This is a genomic window from Erwinia amylovora, from assembly GCF_017161565.1.
Classification (GTDB): Bacteria; Pseudomonadota; Gammaproteobacteria; order Enterobacterales; family Enterobacteriaceae; genus Erwinia; species Erwinia amylovora.
This window is the reverse complement of record NZ_CP066796.1, coordinates 986,659-1,009,279: the sequence shown is the minus strand read 5'-3', so window position 1 is coordinate 1,009,279 and position 22,621 is coordinate 986,659. Positions and strand designations below refer to the sequence as shown.

25 protein-coding genes are annotated in these 22,621 nt (G+C 54.8%); 12 read left to right on the top strand and 13 right to left on the bottom strand.

The genetic code is table 11. From position 1 onward, the window contains the following. Positions 1 to 64: 64 nt before the first annotated feature. The 7 genes from ppnP to aroL all read right to left on the bottom strand — a co-directional run bounded on the left by ppnP (position 65) and on the right by aroL (position 5,766). Entirely contained in the window at positions 65 to 355 is a 291-nt protein-coding gene (gene ppnP, locus JGC47_RS04645; RefSeq protein WP_004156192.1) for a pyrimidine/purine nucleoside phosphorylase, read from the bottom strand. Positions 356 to 435: 80 nt separating this feature from the next. Next, positions 436 to 1,188, bottom strand: a complete 753-nt coding sequence (locus tag JGC47_RS04640; RefSeq protein ID WP_004156190.1) for an AroM family protein — start codon at positions 1,186 to 1,188, stop codon at positions 436 to 438. Next, a complete protein-coding gene (locus tag JGC47_RS04635; protein ID WP_004164031.1) occupies positions 1,118 to 2,047 on the bottom strand; it encodes a DUF1177 domain-containing protein in 930 nt (309 codons plus the stop codon). The genes JGC47_RS04640 and JGC47_RS04635 overlap by 71 nt, the downstream gene beginning before the upstream one ends. Before the next feature lie 19 nt (positions 2,048 to 2,066). Then, positions 2,067 to 3,626 (bottom strand): OPT/YSL family transporter, encoded by a 1,560-nt coding sequence (locus JGC47_RS04630; RefSeq protein ID WP_004156186.1) that lies wholly within the window; start codon positions 3,624 to 3,626, stop codon positions 2,067 to 2,069. 192 nt (positions 3,627 to 3,818) lie between these two features. Then, complete coding sequence (locus JGC47_RS04625) at positions 3,819 to 4,610, bottom strand: IclR family transcriptional regulator (RefSeq protein WP_004156184.1); 792 nt, start codon at positions 4,608 to 4,610, stop codon at positions 3,819 to 3,821. A 295-nt stretch (positions 4,611 to 4,905) separates the two neighbouring features. Beyond that, entirely contained in the window at positions 4,906 to 5,097 is a 192-nt protein-coding gene (locus JGC47_RS04620; protein WP_004156183.1) for a YaiA family protein, read from the bottom strand. 144 nt (positions 5,098 to 5,241) lie between these two features. Beyond that, positions 5,242 to 5,766 (bottom strand): shikimate kinase AroL, encoded by a 525-nt coding sequence (aroL, locus tag JGC47_RS04615; protein WP_004156180.1) that lies wholly within the window; start codon positions 5,764 to 5,766, stop codon positions 5,242 to 5,244. Positions 5,767 to 6,071: 305 nt separating this feature from the next. Here aroL and JGC47_RS04610 point away from each other — a divergent pair, with 305 nt between their 5' ends. Beyond that, entirely contained in the window at positions 6,072 to 6,773 is a 702-nt protein-coding gene (locus tag JGC47_RS04610) for a DUF2076 domain-containing protein (RefSeq protein ID WP_004156177.1), read from the top strand. A gap of 42 nt (positions 6,774 to 6,815) precedes the next feature. Here the strand turns inward: JGC47_RS04610 and JGC47_RS04605 are convergent, their stop codons facing one another. After that, positions 6,816 to 7,265 (bottom strand): YaiI/YqxD family protein, encoded by a 450-nt coding sequence (locus tag JGC47_RS04605; protein WP_004156173.1) that lies wholly within the window; start codon positions 7,263 to 7,265, stop codon positions 6,816 to 6,818. A 228-nt stretch (positions 7,266 to 7,493) separates the two neighbouring features. On the opposite strand from JGC47_RS04605, the gene proC reads away from it, so the two are divergent. Further along, the gene (proC, locus tag JGC47_RS04600) at positions 7,494 to 8,306 is read left to right on the top strand and encodes a pyrroline-5-carboxylate reductase (protein WP_004156171.1); all 813 of its coding nucleotides are present in this window, start codon (positions 7,494 to 7,496) and stop codon (positions 8,304 to 8,306) included. A 35-nt stretch (positions 8,307 to 8,341) separates the two neighbouring features. On the opposite strand, the gene lpxO is transcribed toward proC, so the two are convergent. Both lpxO and JGC47_RS04590 read right to left on the bottom strand, forming a co-directional pair. After that, a complete protein-coding gene (lpxO, locus tag JGC47_RS04595; RefSeq protein WP_004156169.1) occupies positions 8,342 to 9,253 on the bottom strand; it encodes a lipid A hydroxylase LpxO in 912 nt (303 codons plus the stop codon). Between the two features lie 173 nt (positions 9,254 to 9,426). Further along, entirely contained in the window at positions 9,427 to 9,732 is a 306-nt protein-coding gene (locus tag JGC47_RS04590; protein WP_004156166.1) for a PsiF family protein, read from the bottom strand. A gap of 662 nt (positions 9,733 to 10,394) precedes the next feature. On the opposite strand from JGC47_RS04590, the gene JGC47_RS04585 reads away from it, so the two are divergent. Next, a complete protein-coding gene (locus JGC47_RS04585; protein ID WP_004156162.1) occupies positions 10,395 to 13,475 on the top strand; it encodes a beta-galactosidase in 3,081 nt (1,026 codons plus the stop codon). Positions 13,476 to 13,618: 143 nt separating this feature from the next. Here JGC47_RS04585 and cspE read toward each other — a convergent pair whose 3' ends face one another. Beyond that, complete coding sequence (gene cspE, locus JGC47_RS04580; protein WP_004156160.1) at positions 13,619 to 13,831, bottom strand: transcription antiterminator/RNA stability regulator CspE; 213 nt, start codon at positions 13,829 to 13,831, stop codon at positions 13,619 to 13,621. A gap of 554 nt (positions 13,832 to 14,385) precedes the next feature. Between cspE and JGC47_RS04575 the strand changes: the two genes are divergently transcribed. After that, a complete protein-coding gene (locus tag JGC47_RS04575) occupies positions 14,386 to 14,631 on the top strand; it encodes a biofilm development regulator YmgB/AriR family protein (RefSeq protein WP_004156158.1) in 246 nt (81 codons plus the stop codon). 96 nt (positions 14,632 to 14,727) lie between these two features. Here JGC47_RS04575 and JGC47_RS04570 read toward each other — a convergent pair whose 3' ends face one another. After that, on the bottom strand, positions 14,728 to 15,024 hold the full coding sequence (locus JGC47_RS04570) for an I78 family peptidase inhibitor (protein ID WP_004156157.1): 297 nt from the start codon (positions 15,022 to 15,024) through the stop codon (positions 14,728 to 14,730). 180 nt (positions 15,025 to 15,204) lie between these two features. On the opposite strand from JGC47_RS04570, the gene JGC47_RS04565 reads away from it, so the two are divergent. From JGC47_RS04565 to JGC47_RS04540, 6 genes are all read left to right on the top strand, one after another. Beyond that, the gene (locus JGC47_RS04565; RefSeq protein ID WP_013035903.1) at positions 15,205 to 15,861 is read left to right on the top strand and encodes a CPBP family intramembrane glutamic endopeptidase; all 657 of its coding nucleotides are present in this window, start codon (positions 15,205 to 15,207) and stop codon (positions 15,859 to 15,861) included. A 142-nt stretch (positions 15,862 to 16,003) separates the two neighbouring features. Beyond that, positions 16,004 to 17,572, top strand: a complete 1,569-nt coding sequence (locus JGC47_RS04560; protein ID WP_004156155.1) for an ABC transporter substrate-binding protein — start codon at positions 16,004 to 16,006, stop codon at positions 17,570 to 17,572. Continuing rightward, positions 17,572 to 18,627 (top strand): ABC transporter permease, encoded by a 1,056-nt coding sequence (locus JGC47_RS04555; protein ID WP_004156153.1) that lies wholly within the window; start codon positions 17,572 to 17,574, stop codon positions 18,625 to 18,627. The genes JGC47_RS04560 and JGC47_RS04555 overlap by 1 nt, the downstream gene beginning before the upstream one ends. Continuing rightward, a complete protein-coding gene (locus JGC47_RS04550; protein WP_004156151.1) occupies positions 18,624 to 19,475 on the top strand; it encodes an ABC transporter permease in 852 nt (283 codons plus the stop codon). Before JGC47_RS04555 ends, JGC47_RS04550 begins: the two co-directional genes overlap by 4 nt. Further along, positions 19,465 to 20,313, top strand: coding sequence for an ABC transporter ATP-binding protein (locus tag JGC47_RS04545; RefSeq protein WP_013035902.1), 849 nt, complete (start codon positions 19,465 to 19,467; stop codon positions 20,311 to 20,313). Before JGC47_RS04550 ends, JGC47_RS04545 begins: the two co-directional genes overlap by 11 nt. Next, on the top strand, positions 20,306 to 20,971 hold the full coding sequence (locus JGC47_RS04540) for an ABC transporter ATP-binding protein (protein ID WP_004156146.1): 666 nt from the start codon (positions 20,306 to 20,308) through the stop codon (positions 20,969 to 20,971). The genes JGC47_RS04545 and JGC47_RS04540 overlap by 8 nt, the downstream gene beginning before the upstream one ends. Positions 20,972 to 21,495: 524 nt before the next feature. Here JGC47_RS04540 and JGC47_RS04535 read toward each other — a convergent pair. Continuing rightward, entirely contained in the window at positions 21,496 to 21,690 is a 195-nt protein-coding gene (locus JGC47_RS04535; RefSeq protein ID WP_004156145.1) for a hypothetical protein, read from the bottom strand. Between the two features lie 356 nt (positions 21,691 to 22,046). On the opposite strand from JGC47_RS04535, the gene JGC47_RS04530 reads away from it, so the two are divergent. After that, a complete protein-coding gene (locus JGC47_RS04530) occupies positions 22,047 to 22,250 on the top strand; it encodes a KTSC domain-containing protein (protein ID WP_013035901.1) in 204 nt (67 codons plus the stop codon). A 25-nt stretch (positions 22,251 to 22,275) separates the two neighbouring features. Continuing rightward, a complete protein-coding gene (locus JGC47_RS04525; RefSeq protein WP_004156144.1) occupies positions 22,276 to 22,542 on the top strand; it encodes a hypothetical protein in 267 nt (88 codons plus the stop codon). Positions 22,543 to 22,621 lie beyond the last annotated feature (79 nt).

Here is a 22,621-nt window from a genome sequence, read left to right as displayed (position 1 = left end):
CTGAGCGTGGCATATCACGCAAGCATGGGGGATGCCGTGGATGTTTCAGCCGCCGGGCTGTTGATCAGTCCTTCAGATAGCGGCACAGATACGCAGTAGGTTCAGCCACCTGCAGATGAAACTCGCTGTGGTCCGGCACGTTAAAGACCTCACCCGCCTGATAACGTTTCCATTCGGTTTCTCCCTGCAGTAATACATTAAGCGTACCGCTCACCACGGTCATCTCTTCTGCCTGTGCGGTAGCAAATGTGTACTCGCCTTCCGTCATCACCCCTACGCTGGCGCGCCCGGCGCTCGCGCTTTCAAAACCAATCGACTTCACTTTACCGTCGAAATACTCACTAACGTTGAGCATAGCAATTCCTTGTTATCATGGAAAAAAGTAAGCGGGCAATATCGAAGCAGTGTTAATCGGCTGCACGCTCTGTGAGAAACTTAAAGCAACAGCTCTGCTGCCAGCCTGGCGACGATCTCGCCCGACAGCAGTATCGGGATAGCTAATTGTCTGCTTAGCATATCACGATGCTGGCAGTGATAACCGAAGCAGTCGAGCACCACCACATCCGCTCCACGATCCTGCAGCGACCGCCCCGCATCCAACAGGGCTTCATCACTGCTCAGATAGGGGCTGGCTACAGCAAAACAGGGCGGGCGGGGCAGATTCTTCCACTTGCCGGCCTGTTGTTGAATTTGTCCGGCCACCGGCACCACAATGCCAACGTTGTGTTCACCAACCATCGCTGCAATCAGCGGCGGGATCATGCGGTCCGGCTCCAGCAGCAGCGCCCTGTTAGTGTAAAGGCGCCCAAATTCGCCGGTACATAACAACAGGATAGTCTCAAAACCGCGATCCTCCAGCTGCAAAATGCGCTTTCGCAGACCGTTCTCTACTTTATCTGACGCCAGCAAAACCTGACTGCCATCGCTAAGCCTTGATACCAGCACCTTGTCTCCGTCATGCGCACCGAACTGTTGTGCAATTTGCTGGCGATTAAGGCCATCCAGAAGACCCGCATGGGCTATCTTTTCCGCTGGCAGATACTGCAGCAGCAGCGGCAAAATGTCGCTACGCGGCGACTGCCCGATGGTCAGAGTAACCAGCGTTGGATTCACCGGGCTATTGCCTTTTACTGAGGTGGCTAAGGCTACCGTACAGGGACTGCAGGCGCGCGAACTCATTGGGATCATAGAATGCGCAACGGCCGTAACCAAACTCTTTTGCCACTTCCACAACGAATTTCACGGCCAACGCAATATCAACTTCGTGGCTCGCTCCGGTTGCACAACCCGGAACAACCGATTCGCTACAGATCGCCACGCCCACCACTGGCACATCGGTAGCCGTGGCGGGCTGCATGATACTGTTCAGGTGATACACGCCATTACCATACGGCGTAATATCCTGGGTGGTGACAGGAAAGGTCACGGCCGGACGCCCGCTGGTGGTTTCCAGGATACGCAGCAAATCTTCCGATACGCGCAAAATGTACCCCTGCTTAACCGTGGGCGACAGCGCAACCCCCTGATGACTGAGGATGCGATTGCCTTTGGTGGCATCGACAGAAAGGATGGCATCCATGCACGGCACCACTTCATGTTCGTTCATGGTGACGTCATCCGCTGGCGAATCCATAAAGTCCACGGGGTGATGTGCACGCGTAGGGGCGTGCGGGCAAATATGGGTCGTGATGATAACGTCACCGGCCAGTATATCGCCCTTGCGTTGCATCTCTGCCAGCTTCAGCGCGCAGCTAACGGCGGCAATGGCGCCATCGGCATCAGAAACCAGCCCAATACGCGCCGGACGTGCGCCTATCCCCCCCAGCCGACCGATAATACCCAGCGTAGGGGCATTACCTCCCTGACTTCGCCCGTGGCTGCCGGGCAATATGACACGGATAAAGTCGGTGTAACCCTTCGTCCCGCTCACGCGCCTGGTCGTCACGTCAACTGCCGAATAACCGGCAAACAATTTGACCACATCTGCGCCAATGACGCGGGCATTATCGAGCAATTCAAACACCTGCAAAGTTTGATGCAAACTCATTTGTCTCTGTTTCCCTTGGCTATTTTTTGGCACCGCTGGTGAAAAGGGAGCTGAAGAAGCTGTAAAGTGCATCGCCGGCAATAAACCCGGCTGCCATCACTTCAACCGGCGTGCGCCCACGCTCGCCCCAGAGGCGCGAAACGATCAGTCGGAGAATAATGCCGCTGACGACGGCCCAGCCCGCCATCGCATTGAAAATGAGTAATCCGGTCGCTAACAGCACGCCGAGCTGACGTTTCGGCCCGCCGATCAGCTGGATTAGCGCCCCGGGGATCGCCCACAATAGCAGACTGTGCGCAATCCCCGCTTCGCCACTGGCCTGAATGGTCCTGGCATAGACGCGTGCTACCGGTGGGATCAGATCCTGACTGAATAAGCTGGTATGAGCGAACCACACTACCGGAATCGACACCACAAAGGCGATCAGCGCAGCAAACAGCTGAATGCGACGCCCCCACAGCTCCTGGCGAAGATCCCGCCCGTTGCCGCGTAACACAAATCCGGCTTTAAGGTCATAACCCATATCGGCAAATGCCGGGCCGGTGGCGGCGGTAAACCCGCTCAGTACGCAGAGCGCCAGCGGCGGAAAACCGATCAGAATACCGATAATCAAGCTGATCAGTGCCACGGCAAACGCCGGGAACCAGCCGGAGTGCATGGCGGCTATCCCCACCAGCAGCTCGTGAACAAATGCGGCGAAAGCGGCGTAAACCACAAAGGCCAGCAGCATGGGCAGTGACATCTCTACCCACAGCCCGGTGCCAAACGCCAGCAGCGCGGCGATCATCAGGAAACCCACTGACCCCAGGCCAAGGGCTTTGCGCACTTCGCTGTCCGGGCGGGTAAAACGAGTGCTATCGTTTTTCTTATTGCGGACAACCTGCACAACCTGAATGAGTGCGACCAGCCCGGCCCCCACCATGATTCCATGAGGAATATAGTTAGCATTGATATCGACGCCTGCAAGCGGCTGCGCATAGGCGCGCAGCAGCAAGCCGATGCCGAACATGCTTAGCGCCCAGATATTGCCAATAAATGCCGTACCAAATGCGGCCATGGGAATTTTCAGCATCGAGCCAATAACGCCGCCCACAACGCCGGTCAACAGTAGCCAGGCATGGCTACCGCCCCGATCGCAAGCTGTGATCGCTTCTGCGGTAGCAACGCCCGGTGGCCAGGCATTGCTGGCAGGAAATACCCGGGTATCAAACAGACGATATAGCAGATAAGCGTCCAGCAGCATTGCTGCACAGACGCCAATAAACATCGGCAGCACCAGCTGCGGCATTGCCATGACCCAGGGAACGGCAATCGGCATCAGCAGGCTGTTAGCTGCCCCAAAAGTAGCAGCTGATATGGCTGTTTGGGCCAGATTTTGCGTATCGACAGAGCGATAACGCCGGAACGCCTGTAAAGGTATTCGCGCCAGCAACATCGCCAGCAGTGCGCCAATAATAGATGTATTCGGCGTCACGCCCAGCGTTGTTAATAATTGCACGCCAATAATGGCACCCAGTACAGAAAGTACAAGCAGCATCACCAGGATGCCAATATCCTTAAACGCATTTTCTTGCTGCATATTTTCTCCTTAAATATCCCGATTAAATTCCTTTTTATTCGCATATAACAGAGCATCCCCCTGATATATCAAGGGGATATTCTGTATACAGATATTCAGCCTCTTACGGGCTTTTTTAGATATTAATGTTGAAAATAGTACTGCAATTGCCCTGGTGAGGCGTACTTCATAACCGTTACGGATATGAAGTGATTACTGCATGATGGGGAATATTTCAGCCTCCTGCCATGTCCGGTCGCCGTATTGCCCGGCCAGCTTACGCGTTACGCTTTGTAACGCATCCAGCGTAGCGGGCGAATAAGGCTGTTCTGCTGATTGTGATGGAAATGACAGGCACAGCGCCACAACTTCCCCCAGATGCTTATTCGCAACGGTGGTCGACAGAGAACTGATGCCTTGCAGCATTTCATTGCGGGCCAGCGCCCATCCCTGCTGACGAATGCGACTCAGTTCCACTAACAGCTGCTCCAGCGTCTGGGGTGAGTTGGGCACGCCAGCTTTCCAGACTCCCTGATACAGTTTACGCACGTAATCGTCGCTGTGTCGCGCAAGCAGCGCCCGCCCTACCGACGTTTGGGCTGCTGCCATACGGCTGCCGGGAGGCGTCACCAACTGCATCACCATCCGCCCCTGAAACATGCGCATAACCATAATCTCGCGCCCGTCCAGCACCGAAATATACCCCGTACTACTGGATTCCGCCGCCAGTCTGACCATCATTGGTGAAGCACAATCCATCAGGGGCGTGGAAAGATATTGACTGGCCAGCGTCAGCAACATCCGTCCCAGGCGAAAACAGCGGCTTCCGGGGTCGCGCTCCAGCAAACCTTCACTTTCCATTATCGACAGCAGGCGGGAAACCGTGCTTTTGGGCAGGCCCAGCGCTTCGACAACCGCAGAGAAGGTCAACCCGGGCTGACCATGATTAAGATCGCTTCGATTAAACAATTTAAGTATTGCGACAGAATTTTCCAGTGTGGTCATATTAAATGTTCCACTATTAGGAACAAATGTTCCTTTTCTCAGTGAGTTAAAACTAAAGACAGTCTGCTGCCAGGTCAAGGAATAATTTTCGCGTTCGGTGGAGGACAGAAAGGAATAATCAGGTGAAATGCACAGTTAATAATTTAATATTCTTGCCATCAAAATTAATGGTGAGACGTTAGGTGGGAAAACGGGCACCTTGAAGAGAAATACTCTGTTGTGAAAAATAAAAATACCGTTAATAAATCTTGCACAAAAGTTAACATAAATATCATGGCGTCCCTGCCACGGTTTATTATTCTTTGGATTTGTCCTCATAACGATCTTTTGCGTCCAGCGCTTCCTGCTCGCTTTCATGCTCGCTGATCAGCGAGTCGGGTTTTGGATGATCGGCGCGTAATTCATACCAGGTAACGGATTTTTCGGCCGTACCTTTTTCTACAGGTACAACGAAGGCTTCACGTGGGTATGGCGGTCTGCCTGGCATAATGATCCCCCTTTTAAGTGTCTGTATTTATACGTGGCCAGTGGCCAAACAGGTTAAGTATAGACAAGCACAGCGTTTTATCTGCCGGAATGGCGAAAAAATAGCAGTGTAAACCGCACCACAGGGCGAAGGTACAGCAGGGGATCAGCTGGCGCGGGCGAGTGAAAGAACGTTAACTATCTGATTAACTATGGCATCGGTCGATGGTATAGCGTCGATAATATGGTGAGCAGCCTGCTGATATAGAGCATCGCGTGCCGCCAGCACTTCAACCATCTCTTCGGCAATGGGTCGTCCGGTTAAGGTCGGGCGCTGTTCAGCCTGCGGATAGGCCTCAAGGCGAGCCGCCAACACCAAAGCATCGGCATTCAGGTAAATCACTCTGCCGTGCTCGCGCATGTACAGACGATTTTCTTCTGCCAGCACCATCCCGCCCCCGGTGGCAATAACTTTCCTTGCCGCGGTCACCGCCTTCAGGGATTCGGTTTCGCGCCGACGAAATCCACACCAGCCTTCGACTGCCACAATATCGGCAACAGTTTGCTGACTGGTATGCTGCAGGAAGTGGTCGGTATCACAAAAGTCATATCCTAATGCCAAAGCCAGCGCCTGGCCCACGGTGGTTTTTCCGCAGCCGCGTGCGCCAATCAGATAAATGGGTAATGACATGTCAGGCGTTTCCTTAAGCGAATGCCGCCAACGTTAATCGCGTAGCAGAGGGGCAAGAAACAATCTAGTGGGCGGCATAATAGCGGACATTTTCCAGCAGAACCAGCAGTAACGTTTTATTTACAGCCTGACTGAGTCATGCCGGCCTTAATCTCAGATTTTACGGCTAAAATAGCGTGATAATTATTCGTTTGTGCTGGTTGAAAACACGCATTATCACCGCAACATTTTCTTACTTCAGGAGCATTTACTTTACTGGCGGTATTGACACTATGGTATCCATCGCACGTTTCGGAGAAATCTCTATGCAGAACCAAGAGCAACAATTAATCGAAGGTCTGTTCAGCCGCCTGAAACAAGCTGAATCTCAGTCCGCCCCGCGTGACAGCGCAGCAGAAACACTCATTCAGCAACAGCTACGGCAGCAACCCGGCGCGCCCTACTATATGGCACAAACCATCCTGATTCAGGACGCGGCATTGAAACAGCTGAACGGCCGTATCGGCGAGCTGGAAGCACGGCTGACGCAGATGCAGCAACAGCAACCGCAGCAGAGCAGCGGCGGCTTTCTCTCCGGGTTATTCGGTGGCGGCAGTCGTTCTCAACCGCAGCAGCAACCCCCTGCTGCCTCATCAGCCTGGGGCGCTCCGTCCGCGCAGCCCTCTCTGCAGCAGCCCCCTGCTGCTGCTGCAACTTCTGCTGGCCGGGGCTTTCTCGGTGGTGCCCTGCAAACGGCAGCCGGTGTCGCCGGCGGGGTGGTGTTGGCAGATATGCTGACCAGCATGTTCCATCGTTCTCAACCGGAAGAGATCGTCAACATCATTAATGAGCCGGCGATGCCGGAGACAGACTTTAATAACAATCTTGATACCTTCAACGGCGCAGACAATGCCTCGTTTCTGAACCAGGATAGTGGGCAGCAGGATTACGCAAACAGTAGCGATAATGACAGCTTTGCCAACGATGGGTTCGACAGCAGCGACTTTGACGACGACAGCTTCGTGTAAGGCTAACCCGCACCTCTCCCGCACGGCGGGGGAGGTGTCTCATTATTTCCGCTGCTGCTGTAGCCACTTGTCCAGTTCATTAGCAAACTGCTGACGGTCACGCTGGTTCAGCGCCGGTGGTCCACCCGTTTGTACCCCGCTGGCACGCATCGTGTCCATGAAATCGCGCATCGTCAGTCGTTCGCGGATTGTTGCGGCGCTGTAGCGCTCACCGCGTGGATTCAACGCTATCGCACCTTTTTCCATCACCTCTGCCGCCAGCGGTATGTCGGCGGTGATCACCAGATCGCCGCTTTGTGCACGCTGCACAATTTCGTTGTCCGCCACGTCAAAACCGGCCGCTACCCGCAGGGTTCGCAGAAACTTCGATGGCGGAACGCTGAGGGACTGATTAGCGACCAGCGTGACCATCACCTGCTCACGATCGGCGGCACGGTATAGCACCTCTTTGATAACTTTAGGGCACGCATCGGCATCCACCCAGATTGGCATCCATATTTCCTTTTTCAGAGAGTCATGAATAATGGCGATCTTCCCATTCTTTGGCCGAATGGCAAACTTAATCCGATCCGCATGTTCCTGTTCCCAGCCTGATGCCAGCCCTGCTAAGCCATACAGCGGGTGAATGGCCTGCTTTTGGGGTTTAAGCATCACGGCAGCTGGGTTAAGGTGAAGGGATGGCAGCTGTTAGCTACCCACCATAATACAAACAGGGATAACATGATGGAAAAGAAAATTGGTTTTATTGGCTGCGGCAACATGTCCAAAGCCATTATTGCTGGCCTGGTTTCGGCCGGACAGTTTAAAGCAGAAAATATCTGGGTCTTTGACCATAAACCCGCCACTAATCAGGCCATGCAGCAGCAGTACGGCATTACTCCGGCAGAAAGCGCCCGCCAGCTGGCGGAACAGGCGGATATTCTGTTTGGCGCGGTCAAGCCAAACAGGATCCTGTCCGTGCTGAAGGATGTGGCCGGCAGCCTCAACAAAGAGACGCTGGTGGTCTCCATCGCAGCGGGCATCACCCTGGATTCACTGGCATCCGTGCTTGGCCATGACCGTAAAATCGTGCGCGTTATGCCAAATACCCCGGCCCTGGTCAACGAAGGCATGAGTTCGGTTACCCCGAACGTGCTGGTCACCCAAGAAGAAGCGGATGAAGTGGTAAACATTTTTAGCGGTTTTGGCAAAGCAGCGCTGGTACCGGAATACCTGATCCACGCGGTCGTTGGCGTAAGCGGCTCCGCGCCGGCCTATGTGTTTATGTTTATCGAAGCGATGGCAGATGCGGCAGTGCTGGGCGGAATGCCTCGTGAGCAGGCGTATCAGTTTGCAGCGCAATCGGTAAAAGGTGCCGCGCAGATGGTACTGGAAACCGGTAAACATCCGGCTGAACTCAAGGATATGGTGTGCTCGCCGGGCGGTACTACCATTGAAGCGGTAAAAGTTCTGGAGCAGAAAGGCTTACGTTCAGCGGTGATCGAAGCCATACAGCAGTGTATGAATAAATCAGAACAGATGAGCAAGCAGTAAATCCTGTGCCGCCGCCTGCCGGGCGGCGTCTGCTATTACTGGATAACGCTGGGTATGACAATCAGCGCAAAAATTAATACAATCAGCGAATGCTTAACCCAGTAGTATAAAGTGCGGTTACGCTTTTTTAAGTTCTGCCCGACATCCCTGATGCGATTAACGTATTTAAAAATACGATTAATTGCCCCTGTCCGGTCATTGTCATCGTTGGGTGAACTGGCGGCAGACATTAATTTCGCGCCTACCCAGTGATTGACCGCCTGGGCCCAGCGCCACTTCATCGGCCGTTCAATATCGCAAAACAGAATTATTCGCGTCTGTTGAGTCGCATTTTGCGCCCAGTGGACGTAGGTTTCATCAAAGAGGGTCGCTTCACCGTCGCGCCAGCTATGGCGCTGACCGTCAACTTCAATGAAGCAGTCATCATCATTGGGGGTTTGCAGCCCCAGATGGTAGCGCACCGATCCTGCATAGGGATCGCGATGCTTACCCAAATGACTTCCAGCCGGAAGCTCGGCAAACATCGCCGCCCTGACTGAGGGGATCTGGCTAAGTAGCGCGCTGGTTATCGGGCACAGCGCTTTGGCTGAGGGATGCGCATCGCCATACCATTTCAGGTAAAAACGTTTCCAGCCGCGTTTAAAGAAGGTATTAAAACCCGCATCATTATGCGATTGCGACGCTTTAATATGATCCTGCAAGCGCACGGCCTCTTTACGGATCGCCTGCCAGTTATCGGTCAATTTGGCGAGTTCCGGGAACTCTGTGCTGTCGAAGAATGCCTGTTTCGGCGGTAGCCTGGACAGCCCGGTCATAAACATATTGACCGGAGCCATAAAAGTCGAATGATCGAACAGCTGGCGCGAGAATTTCTGTTTTTCCACGCCTCTGGAATGCGCGTAGATCACGCTGATAATAAAGATACCGACAATAATTAACGCCACCATACAACCTGCCCTGTCGTGGTAAATAACACACGCCAAAACGGTTTATGGCATGTTCAGAGAAAAAGGGGCAATACATTTTTCAGAAATTGCGATTGGACTTAACTCGCCGTGCCGGTAACCGGCCGCACTACCCATGACAGATTGCATTAGTGGACCACATGGCCCACTGTGATTCAGACTTTTTTCAGGCAGCTGCTCATAAAGGTTTTACGCGCGTCCCCCTTCAGCATTTTTTCACCTGCCTGAGAGTTACACGTCTTCATCTTTTCCTGCTGCGGAGTTATTGCTTCGGTCTTGCTGTCTTTCTTCAGACAGTTGCTCATAAAGGTTTTGCGGTCATCGCCTTTGAGCGACTTCTCACCCGCCTGCTGATTACAGACGGTCATCTTATGCTGCTGGGCGGTTTTCTCTGCGGCTCCGGCATAGCCTGCTGCCGTCAGCGACAGCAGAGCAGCCGTGATCATTAACTTAGCTTTCATTCGTATCCCTCCGGTAAACGTTATAAGTACCTACAGAAGTGTGGCACAGATTTGTTTTTCAGCGAGTCGAAAGTGAGATCCAGCCAGCGTGCGTTAAAATGGGGCGACAGCGCGCAAGGGCATATACGCGCCCTTAAGGCCACAGGAATGCCGCACTAATTTGACCGGTATGAAGGACGGGAACGTAGCATAGCAGGATGCGGAGATCGGGACGGAGATCCACAGGGCCATTTTCTGGCCCCGCCAGACAATATTTAGCCCCCCTGCTGCATGAAACCACCGCGTGGGCCGCCCAGGCCGCCACCCGGAAGTGGCAACGGGCAACTGCTTAACGTTGCCACCAACGCAATAATACCGATCGCTTTAATGAAGCCCGTGATAATCATCTTCGCAACAACGTGAATAACCCTACGCGCCGATACTAAGCGGCGTTCGTGCCGCTCACAATGCAGAATCTCCTGATTACGGCGCTTTTTACCTCCGGTAACCCTGCTTTGCGCTTTGCTGTTATTTTGCCGGGTTAAACCGGTGACAACGCGCTGTTTTACCCATTATCTTTATTCGCCAATGTTGCGATAGCCATCACATCCTGATCTCTTTTGTCTTTGTTCCAAGCGGTTCCAGCTTCAGTCTGAATATATAACCCTTATTAGGTACAAAAGATGGCCAGTCGTGATCCACTCACCTTGCAGCAGCTATTATCCCAGCGCCACTGGGAAAACCCGGCACTGACCCAGCTTAACCGGCTGCCGACCCATACGCCGCTTGCCAGCTGGCGCAGTGAAGATGCTGCGCGCAGCGATCTGCCCAGCCCGAGTATCCGAGAGCTGGACGGAGAATGGGGCTTTAACTATTTCCACCGTCCGCAAGCGGTGCCGGATGAATGGTTGTATCACGATCTGCCCCAGGTCGGCAGCATAGCAGTTCCGTCCAACTGGCAGCTGGCGGGTTATGATGCTCCCATTTATACCAACGTGCAGTACCCGATACCGGTGGCCCCGCCACGCGTTCCTGAGGATAATCCGACCGGTTGTTATTCGCTCAACTTTCGTTGCCCACCCGACTGGCTGCAAAGCGGCCAGACGCGAATCATCTTCGACGGGGTTAACCCGGCCTTTTACCTGTGGTGCAACGGCGAGTTTATTGGTTACTCCCAGGACAGCCGGCTGCCGGCCGAATTCGACCTCAGCCACAGCCTGCGGGCGGAAGAAAACCGCATTGCCGTGATGGTACTGCGCTGGTGCGATGGCAGCTATCTGGAAGACCAGGATATGTGGCGCATGAGCGGAATTTTCCGCAGTGTCAGCCTGCTGCATAAACCGGTGGTGAGGCTGAATGACATTCAGACAGATACCCGGCTAAGCCCTGAGTTACGCAGTGCACGGCTTCAGGTAATGGCGTTATGTTCACTGCCTGATGCCAGCGCCTGGCGGCTTGAGGTGAAGTTGTGGCACGAAGATACGCTGATTGCACAGCAGCAGCAGCCGTTTGGCACGCCGGTGGTTGACGAGCGCGGCAGCTACCTCGACCGTACGCGGCTGTCCCTGCATATCGACCAGCCCCTGCTGTGGAGCGCCGAAACTCCGCATCTTTACCGTGCGGTGGTTACCCTGCTGGATGCTGATGGCAGATTAGTTGAAGCAGAAGCCTGTGACGTTGGCTTTCGACAGATTGAGGTGAGCGGCGGGTTGCTGAAACTCAACGGCAAAGCGCTGTTGATCCGTGGCACCAACCGCCATGAGCACCACCCGCATCGCGGTCAGGTGATGGATGAGCCTGCGATGGTCACCGATATTCTGCTGATGAAACAGCATAACTTCAACGCCGTGCGCTGCTCTCATTACCCGAATCATCCGTTGTGGTACCGACTGTGCGACCGTTACGGGCTGTATGTGGTCGATGAAGCCAATATTGAAACGCACGGAATGCAACCGATGAACCGGCTGGCGGACGATCCAGTCTGGTTTCAAGCTTTCAGCGAACGGGTCATTCGCATGGTGCAACGCGATCGCAACCATGCCTGTATTATCATCTGGTCGCTGGGCAACGAATCTGGCCACGGCAGTACCCACGATGCGCTTTATCGCTGGGTCAAAAGTAACGATCCAGGCCGGCCGGTGCAGTACGAAGGCGGCGGAGCCGACTCCGCCGCCAGCGATATCATCTGCCCGATGTATGCGCGGGTCGATCAGGACCAACCTTTTGCGGCCGTGCCTAAATGGTCAATAAAAAAATGGATAGGCCTGCCGGAAGAGACCCGCCCGTTGATCCTCTGTGAATACGCCCATGCAATGGGCAACAGCCTTGGCGGTTTCGAACGTTACTGGCGGGCCTTTCGCCAGTTCCCCCGCCTGCAGGGAGGGTTTATCTGGGACTGGGCCGACCAAAGCCTGACGCGCCATGATGCCGATGGCAGCAGCTGGCAAGCCTATGGCGGTGACTTTGGCGACACGCCTAATGACCGTCAGTTCTGTATGAACGGGCTGCTCTTTGCCGACCGTAGTCCGCATCCGGCACTATTTGAAGCCCAACGCGCCCAACAGTTTTTCCAGTTTGCTCTGGTCAGTACCGCACCGATAATCGTCAGCATTACCAGTGAATACCTGTTTCGTCACAGCGACAACGAACAGCTATGCTGGCGTATTGAGCATCAGGGGAAAGGGGTTGCTGAAGGCCAAATTACCTTGGACCTGCCGCCGGAAGGCACTCTTTGCCTGACGCTGGGTGAACTGCCCTCGTTAACCGGCGAACTTTGGCTGCGGGTCTCGGTGATCCAGCCCACAGCCACCGCATGGTCAGCGGCCGGGCATCGCGTGGCGTGGGATGGCTGGCGGCTGCCGGCGGCGCTGGCTCTGCCACAACCTCAGATGACCGGTGAGCTGCCTCGTTTACATCAGCAGCCGCAGCTGATTGAGATCGTCCATGGTCAGCAGCGCTGGCATTTCTGCCGGCAAAGCGGTGAGCTGATACAGTGGCTGCAAGCAAATGAACCACAGTTGCTCTCCCCGCTGCGCGATCTGTTCGTGCGTGCCCCGCTGGATAACGATATCGGTATCAGTCAGGCCTCATGCATTGACCCAAACGCCTGGGTGGAGCGCTGGCAACGTGCGGGCTATTTCCAGCTTGAAAGCCGGCTGCTAAGCCTGCAGACGGATATCCTGAGCGACGGAGTGCAAATCCGCAGCGAACAGGCATGGCTGACAGGTACAGCGTTACGTTTCCTCAGTCGCAAATGCTACCGAATAAATCTTCAGGGTGAGGTGCTTGTTGAAATCGAAGTCGACATTGCCGCCGGGCAGCCGCCACCAGCGCGTATTGGCCTGCACTGCCAGCTGCGCGACGTGGCGCAGAATGCCAGCTGGCTGGGTCTTGGCCCACATGAAAACTACCCGGACCGACGGCTGGCGGCAGAGTTCTCACGCTGGCAGCTGCCGCTTGAAGCATTGAGCACGCCTTATGTTTTCCCAAGTGAAAACGGCCTGCGGGGCGGCACCAGAGAACTGATCTTTGGTCGCTGGCAGATCGGCGGTGATTTCCACTTTTCGCTTAGTCGCCACAGCGTTGAACAGCTGCGTCAGACTTCGCATCGCCATTTGCTGCGCGATGAACCGGGCTGCTGGCTGATCCTTGATGGGTACCATATGGGTGTGGGCGGTGATGACTCCTGGAGCCAAAGCGTCAATGAAGAATTTTTGCTTTCCGCCCGCCAGTATCGCTATCAATTAACCCTGGCGCGCCACTGAGTATTCCGCGCCCGCGTAAAAAACGCGCGCTGCCGTCTTAACGCCACCTGAAACGCAAAAAACCCGCCACAGGGCGGGTTTTTAGTTTCGCTTAACGCCGTTCAGGATAAAACCGGCACGGCGGTAACGAACGAGTTTCTATCTTACAGCGCAGTAACGTTAGCAGCTGCAGGGCCTTTCTGGCCATTTTCGATAGTGAACTCAACTTTCTGACCTTCTTCCAGCGTCTTGAAACCGCCGTTCTGGATTGCAGAGAAGTGTACAAACACGTCTTTGCTGCCGTCAGTTGGGGAGATGAAGCCGAAACCTTTATCAGGGCTGAACCATTTTACCAAACCAATCATTTTGTCAGACATAAGTTTTTTCCTTCGATAATGTAATAAGCCACGGGGGCACAGGGTTCGTCAACAGGGATTACAATGAGGCACTAAAGAAGGAAGTCAGGAAGAAGCTTAGGCTAACGCTTGAACTGAAGACTGCTTTACTAAAATTGCTCGCATACGTGGGTCTGTATCAAAACCGACGGGTGTATTTACTCATAACCCGGCGTTTAGTACAAGAGGGGATTAAATAGAACAGGCAATTTAATATTAACAACTTGATTTTTTGGGTTAAATAATTTTAGGTTTATTTCCACAGCCCGGATATCTTTGGCTGCCCATCGCGGAAAGACAACGATCGGGCCGTAAAAGATCGGCAGAAAATGCGGGGCGCCTCTGCAGGCCCGCATAGTTGCCTGATAAAAATATTTCTGTTGGTTACTGACAATCCCGCGTGCGGCACCTAAAGTAATAAAAATCTGGCTGTAAATTGTTCAGAAGTGTCGGGCTGTCTTGTCTTGCTGTCAGCCTGAATCGATGCTTTGGCCCTGTGGCCACGGCCACCAGTGGCGCATTTGAGGGGTTTCGCCATGAATCATCAGCTACAGGGCGCGGGACGCGCCATTACTGACTATTTTAACAGCCCATCATTCCACCCGGTGCAAGAGAGTGAACTGCTGGAGGCAATTATGGTGGAACTGATGCAGTCCGGAACGCCTGCCAGCACTAAAGCGATTATCGCCAAAGTAATTGCACGACTGGGAAGAGAACCAGACAAGTCATTACTACTGGACTGCCGCAAACTGCTGGCAGAGTTACTGAACGTGAAGGAATAGATGCCGCGAGCCGATGCAAAACAGGCTGCGGCTTGCAGATAACTTAAATTCTTGCGCATTAAGGAGATCGGCAATTGACAACTTCTCAGGCAATATTTATCCGCAATAGACCTGGCTGATGTTGCCCTGCTTATCCCCCATAAAATTGATGCGATTGAGATTGAAATCCATTGTCACGGCAGCATTATAAGGTATTGCGCGCACCGCATGTTCGAAGCGAAGAGTTTCTATGGCCTTCAGCGGCTTGCCGACGTACTGTTGATATTGCGAGGCGCCGCAACGGTCCATTTCAGGATCCACCATGGTGGAGGTCCGGCTTTGGTTATCCGCTGACTGGCAGCCTGCCAGCACCATCAATGCCAGCATTGCGGCTATTTTTCCATGATATTTCACTATTACTGCTCCTCTCTGGCTTTAAAAGTGGTAATTCGCAGTAATACTAGCAGATATCACTATGTTGACGTAGCCAAATTCCATACTCTTTGCCGGCTTGACGGGCTGGCCATGCCTGCTCGACAGCCCTGCATAGTCTTGTTAACATCCCCGCTCTCCTGCCCCCTTAAGAGCCTTACCATGGCACCAGCCAGTGACAAAGTTAGCCATACCCTGCTTTGCTGCGGCGTGTTTATGATTTGGTACACCATTGCGCAACTGGTTAACCTGCTGCCCCGGATCGATACGTTAAAAAGCCAGGGAATATTCATGCCGGTGCTCTGTCTGCTGGAGTTCGCCGCGCTGGTGCCTGTTTACCAGTGGTATACGCGCCGCTTTACGGATATCACCTCAGGTGAGCTGCGCGTGCGCCAGTTACTGCTATTCAGCGCCCTGCTGCTGGCAACAATCGCCAGCCAGTCGTTCTATTTGCAGCCGGAAAACTGGACCGCCAGCCAGACAGGTTACACCCGCCTGAGCCTGGTTGGATTCTGCCTGGCGGTGGTCATGCTGGCTCCGATATTTGAAGAAATTCTGTTTCGCGGTTTTGTCCTGCAGGGTTTTCTGTTGTGGGCACCACGCCACCGGTGGGGCTGCTCGATAATAACCTCCCTTATTTTTGCCATCCTGCACAGCCAGTACGATCATCTGCAAACCGTGATTTCGCTTGTGGTGCTGTCACTCCTGCTGTGCGCCGCTCGTTTTGTCTCCGGCGGCCTAAGGCTGCCGATGGCTCTGCACATGTTGAACAACTTTCTCGGCGTTGCCCCCATTATCTGGCAGAGTTTCAGCCGCTAGCCCGCTTGCTGCTACCGGGTTCAATTTTATAACTGTTTCACCGAACTTATAACTTTTCTGCATAACGATAGCCGATAATCTACTATTGTTCTCATTGGTTGTTCACTTACACTCGCGAAAAAACATAAGGTAAGGAAACGTCATGAAAATTGCAGTTCCGTCTGTTCTCGCTCTGACTATGACGGCATCTTTTGTTGCCAGTGCCACAACGCCTGCGGACACCCTGGTCATTGCCCAGTCAATTGATGATGTTAACAGTTTCGACCCGGCTGATGGCTTTGAACTCTCCTCGGTTCAGGCTTTTAGCAATCTCTATCAGCGCCTGGTTCAGTCCGATCCGCAAAATCCGACCGATCTGCAACCCACGCTGGCCACCCGCTGGCAGCCCGGTAGTGACAACCGCAGCATCACCTTTACCCTGCGCGATGGAGCCACATTCGCCTCCGGCAATCCCGTGCGCCCGGAAGATGTGATCTTCTCACTGTCGCGCGTTATCAAGCTGAACCTCGATCCTTCGTTTATTTTGGCACAGCTCGGCTGGACCAAAGATAATGTTGATGCGCGGTTGAAAAAGATCGACGACCAGCGAGTGCAAATTAGCTGGAGCGCCAACGTCAGCCCGACATACGTTCTCAGCCTGCTGGCTGCCCCTGTGTCATCCATCGTCGATGAAAAAACGGTGATGGCTAATGAAAAACAGGGCGATCTTGGCAACAGCTGGCTGTCCCTGCACTCCGCCGGCAGCGGCCCTTATCAGATCCGCAAATATATCCCGCACGAAGTGGCGCTGTTCAGCGCCAATCCCGGCTCTCCGGCCGGCGCACCAAAACTAAAAAACGTGCTGATCAAAAACGTGCCGGAACCGGCTGCGCGCCGTCTGTTGCTGGAACAGGGCGATGCCGATATTGCCCGTAATCTGGGTGCCGACCAGATGGCCTCGCTGAAGGATAAGCCCGGGGTGAAAACGCTCGCAGTGCCCATGGCTTCGTTGTATTACATTCAGTTCAATATCGACGCTAACCCGGTACTGAAAAACCCGGCACTGTGGGAAGCTTCGCGCTATCTTTTTGACTATAAAGGCATTGCCAACGACCTGCTAAAAGGACAATTCCAGGTTCATCAGTCGTTCCTGCCGCAAGGCTTCCTCGGCTCGCTGAACGATAATCCGTTCACCTACGATGCGGAAAAAGCGAAAGCGATACTGAAGAAAGCAGGCCTGAACAACGTAAGCTTCAAGCTGTCTACCAGCAATCAGCCGCCTTACCTGGACATCGCTCAGGCCCTGCAGGCCAGCTTTGCCAGGGGCGGTGTTAAGGTAGACATAGAGCCTGGTATCAGTTCCGAAGTGGCAACCCGGGTGAAATCTCACCAGTACCAGGCCACCCTGAACGCCTGGGGGGCCGACTATTTCGACCCAAATACTAACGCCGCCGCCTTTGCCTATAACCCGGAGGATGGCAGCAAAACCCTGGCCTGGCGCTCCAACTGGCATATTCCTGAATTGAACCAGCAGACGCTGGCCGCAACGGCGGAAAACGACAAGGCGAAGCGCGTCGAGCTGTACCAGAAAATGCAGCGTGAAGTGCAGCAAAACTCGCCGTATGTCATCGGTTTGCAGGCACGTAATCTGGTAGCGCTGCGCGATAACCTGAAGGGCTACGTGCAGGGCATCAACCCGGATATGGTTTATTACAGCCAGGTCACCAAGTAATGGCAGCATCTGCTCACCCTGCCGGGCCTTCCGCCCGGCTTTTCTGGCGGCGCAGCGGCGGAGTGCTAAGCGCGCTTATTTCACTGGTGGTGACCCTGTTCGGGCTGCTGCTTTTCACCTTTGCGCTGTCCCACCTTTCACCGGTTGACCCGGTGTTGCAAATTGCCGGCGATCACGCCAGTGAATCGACCTATGCCCAGGTGCGCGCCAGCCTCGGACTGGACCAACCGCTGCCGCTACAGTTCTGGCACTATGTACAACACCTGGTGCATGGCGATCTCGGTATTTCCAGCATCACCAATCAACCGGTAGCCAGCGACCTCGCGCGCACTTTCCCGGCCACCCTTGAGCTGGCCACCTGCGCCATGATTTCAGGCGCGCTGTTTGGGATCCTGCTGGCGCTGCTGGCAGCGTGGAAACCGGGCAGCCTGCTGGATAACGTGGCCCGGCTGATCTCGCTGCTCGGCTATTCGGTTCCGGTATTCTGGCTGGGGCTGCTCGGACTCCTGCTGTTCTATGCCGTCCTGCACTGGTCTGCCGGGCCGGGACGACTGGACGATATCTGGATCTATACGCTGGAGCCGAAAACCGGGCTGGTGCTGATCGACAGCTGGCTGTCCGGTGACAGGGAGATGTTGCGTAACGCCATCGCCCATCTGTGGTTACCGGTGCTGGTGCTGGGGCTGCTGTCGATGGCGACCATCACCCGGCTGCTGCGCGCCGCCTTGCTGGAAGAGAGCAGTAAAGAGTACGTCACTCTGGCCCGTGCCAAAGGGGCCAGCCGTGGGCGTATCCTGCTGCTGCATATTTTCCCTAACGTGCGCGGCACGCTGATCACCGTGCTGGCGCTTTCCTATGCTACGCTGCTGGAAGGATCGGTGCTGACTGAAACGGTGTTTGCCTGGCCGGGCGTAGGCCGCTATATGACCACCGCGCTGTTCGCATCGGACACCCCGGCCATTCTTGGCTCCACCCTGCTGATTGGCGGCTGTTTTATCGCCATTAACGCGCTGGCGGATGCGCTTACTTCCCTGACTGACCCGAGAACCCGATGACGCCATTTCTCCCCAATGCGGAAAGCGTTAAGCCACGCGTGCACCTTAATATCACGCTGACGATTGGCCTTAGCCTGATCGGCCTGCTGATTTTTGCCGCCCTGTTTGCCCCACTGCTGGCTCCGAACGATCCCAACGTGCAGGAGATGGCCGTTCGGCTGATGCCTCCTTCTGCCGACCACTGGCTGGGAACGGACGGCTTTGGCCGCGACTTACTGTCCAGAGTGATTTACGGCGCACGGCCCACGCTGCTGCTGGTGTCGTTAATTCTGGTACTGACCATTCCGGTCGGAATGCTGGTCGGCATCAGCGCCGGCTACCTTGGCGGCTGGAGCGAGCGGGTACTGATGCGCATCACCGATATTTTCCTGTCGCTGCCCAATCTGGTGATTGCACTGGCGCTGGTGGCGATGATGGGGCCAGGGCTGATGAATGGTGCGCTGGCGCTGGCGCTAACCAGCTGGCCGCCCTTTGCCCGCCAGGCGCGTGCCGAAACCCTGGCGCTGCGCCGCAGCGACTATCTTGCCGCCGCCCGTATGCAGGGTATTCACGGTCTGCGCCTGATGTTCGGCCATATTTTGCCGCTTTGTCTGCCAACGGCGGTAGTGCGCGCTGCGCTCGGCCTCGGCGGGATCATTCTCTCTGCTGCTGGCCTGGGGTTCCTCGGCATGGGCATTCAGCCGCCGACCGCCGAATGGGGTTCAATGGTCGCCGAAGGCAGCAAGGTGATTTTCGATCAATGGTGGGTCGCGGCCGTCCCCGGCGGTGCGATCCTGTTTGCCAGCCTGGCATTCAATCTGACAGGTGATGGCCTGCGTGACCGACTGGACACCCGAAATGACAACTGATTCTTCTGCGCTCATTGTGGCAGATGGCCTGACTATTCGTGCGGCCAACGCGGCGCTGCTGGTGAAAAATATCAGCTTTACCCTCGGTCGTGAGCGTGTGGCGCTGGTCGGGGAGTCCGGCTCAGGCAAATCGCTGACCGCGCGCGCGCTTATGGGCCTGCTGGCCCCCTCCTTGCAGGTAGAGGCCACCAGGCTTGATATCGCCGGGGAAAACGCCCTGCTCCTCAGTGAGCGCCGCTGGAGTCAGCTTCGCGGTAACCAGCTGGGCATGGTGATGCAGGACCCGAAATACGCCCTCAATCCGCTTCGCACTATCGGCTGGCAGGTCGCCGAGCCGTTAAAACTGCACGGCCGCTTTTCCCGCGCCGAGATAAAGGAAAAAGTGTGCGAGATGCTCAACGCAGTCGGGTTGCCGCAGCCTGCAACGCTGATGCAGCGCTATCCCCACCAGCTTTCAGGTGGGATGGGGCAGCGCGTAATGCTGGCAATGGCGCTGATCGCCGAACCGCGTTTTCTGATCGCCGATGAACCGACTTCCGCGCTGGACCACGCGATGCGCGACCAGGTGCTGGGGCTGATCCGACGTTTGGTGGATCAGCGCAATATGGGGCTGCTGCTGATCAGTCACGATCTGCAACAGGTTTCCGAGCACTGTGAACGGGTAATGGTGATGTATCAGGGCGAAGTGCTGGACCGACTGCCCGCAGCGGAATTACCCCGCGCCACCCATCCTTATACGCGCACGCTGTGGTCGTGCCGCCCGGGAAAAGCGACCCACGGCAAGCTGCTGCCGGTGCTGGATCGCGCCGCGCTGCTACAGGGAGACCGCGATGATTGAGTTAAGCCAATTAAGCGTTGCCCACAAGCAGGGCTACGAGCTGCGCAGCGTGGTGCATGATGTGTCGCTATCGGTCAGCCCCGGCGAGTGCTTTGGCCTGGTCGGCCCCTCCGGCTGCGGCAAATCGTCACTGCTGTGGGTGATGGCCGGTCTGAATGCGCACTGGCGTGGCGGCATGCGGCTGGCCGGGCATCAGCCTGTAGCGGGCCGGCCTTTTGCCGGGCAGCTACGGCGCGATGTACAGATGGTGTTTCAGGATCCGTATGCTTCACTGCACCCGCGTCACCGTCTGCGCCGCACCCTTGCTGAACCGCTGAAATTGATCGGCAGCGAGCGGATCAATGATCGGATCGATCGGGGTTTCCACCATGTCGGGTTGGATCCGGCGCTGGCGGATCGCTATCCGCATCAGCTCTCCGGCGGCCAGCGCCAGCGCGTGGCGATTGTGCGCGCTTTGCTGCTGGAGCCGAAAATTCTGTTGCTGGATGAGCCGACTTCCGCGCTGGACATGTCAGTGCAGGCAGAAATCCTTAATTTGCTTACCCGGCTGAAGCAACAGGATAATCTGACGATGGTGCTGGTCAGCCACGATCCTGATGTCATCGACCATATGTGCGAACGCGCAGTGTATATGGAACGGGGAAGACTGGTCGGTTAACGTCATGCTAACAGGGATGGCGCTTAAACAGCGGGTTCCCCGTTAAATCAGGCTGCCCCAGTGGCTCTTACGCCAGCCTGTCAACCCGAGGCGGACCCGGCGCTAACATACGTTAAATCCGGCATTTCTGCTTTCGCCACCTCCCCCTGTCGTCCTGATAACGCTCGTGGTTCAGGACTTATCAGGCCAATACTCCCCCCGTTATAATTGGGCAGTACTTTGCTACTTTAAGCAGGCATTCAGCCCGACAGTGCCGCCCTGAAAAATTAGCCACTGTGTGCTACAGCAGCCGCTGGTGGCGGAACAGAGGAATGCCGATGTCGTCTGCGGTCTTGTTGCCGACTTTTCATTACGGCCTCGCCAAAGTGTAAGCGATTCTGGCACAGGCGGGAATTAAGCCCGGCACGGATTTTTCTCTCATATGAAGGCATCGGGATTAGCCTGCCGGACTTCAACAGGGAATTTAAAAATTAGCGCCGGTCAGCTGCGCGCCAGGCTTGCAGCTGACCATGATGGTCGCCGGGTCAGGAAATCGCCGACTCAGAGGCCTGTTTATGCTTTTCACTCTCAAAATGGGTTTTAAACTGCTCATAGATGGAGATCATATTGGCAGCATCCCCCTGCAAAGGGCTAAGTTTACCCGCGCGAACCAGCTCAATAACCAGTTGCAGGGCGGCCTGTTTCGGGCTGGTAGAAGGGTGTGCAATTTCGTTTGGCATATCTTGTTCCGTTAACCGTTAAACCCGCACTTTAACAAGTTTGCCCGGCTGAAGTCACATTTTTTACAGGTGATAAGCGCCCGGTTAAACCTGTACAAAAAAATAAACTTGTACAGTTTTATCGCAGCGGATAAAGTCACTGCCGTAACGAATTATGCAGTTGCATGGCCTCAGGAAGTGTTGCCGGATTTCCCACTTCCCGAGGCAATTTTTTTGAGGAATCCCCTCCCTCCACCCGCCTCCCTTTGTTGTTTCATTTTGTGCTGTACCGCAAATTAATTGTTTTTTGACAAGGAAAAAACAGCGTCCTTACGTTATTTTTTTAGATTGCATTTCAAATAAAAAAGAAGAAGTGTATGAAGCAACAGCCTGTGGCATTATCCGCTATTCCTGGTGTCGGATATGATGTTGAAAAGCATCTTTCGGAGGTGGGAACCCTGTGCCATGGCACTTTACCCTTAAGCGGTGTTCCTCAGGCTGCCCGGCACTTTTTGATCGCCGCACGGTCCGGTGGACTCTTCTTTTACCAGCACATTAAACATCGTTATCATCAACTTTGATCGCAAGGATAATGGAGTGCACGATATGTCGTTAATCAAAAGGCTTTCTCACTCGTACGACGCTCTGATGCTCAGCGCGCTGTTGTTGGGCGTGTTCGGCTTCTCACCATCTTTAAGGGCAGAGATGGTCTCCATTCCTTTGTCACAGGAACAGGATGGTGGCGATGCAGGCCGCGCCTGCATATATGTCTGGCAGGGTTCTGCACAATATCGCGTGGTCGACGCTGGCCAATTATGCGCAGCGGAAATCACCGTCGATCATGATTCCGGTATTTCCGATACGAATATTTGACGGTAAGGCATCTGATTGGCGCAGAGATATGTTACTTTACAGGAATTGATCGCCTGCAGACGCCTCGCAGTGCTGCCCT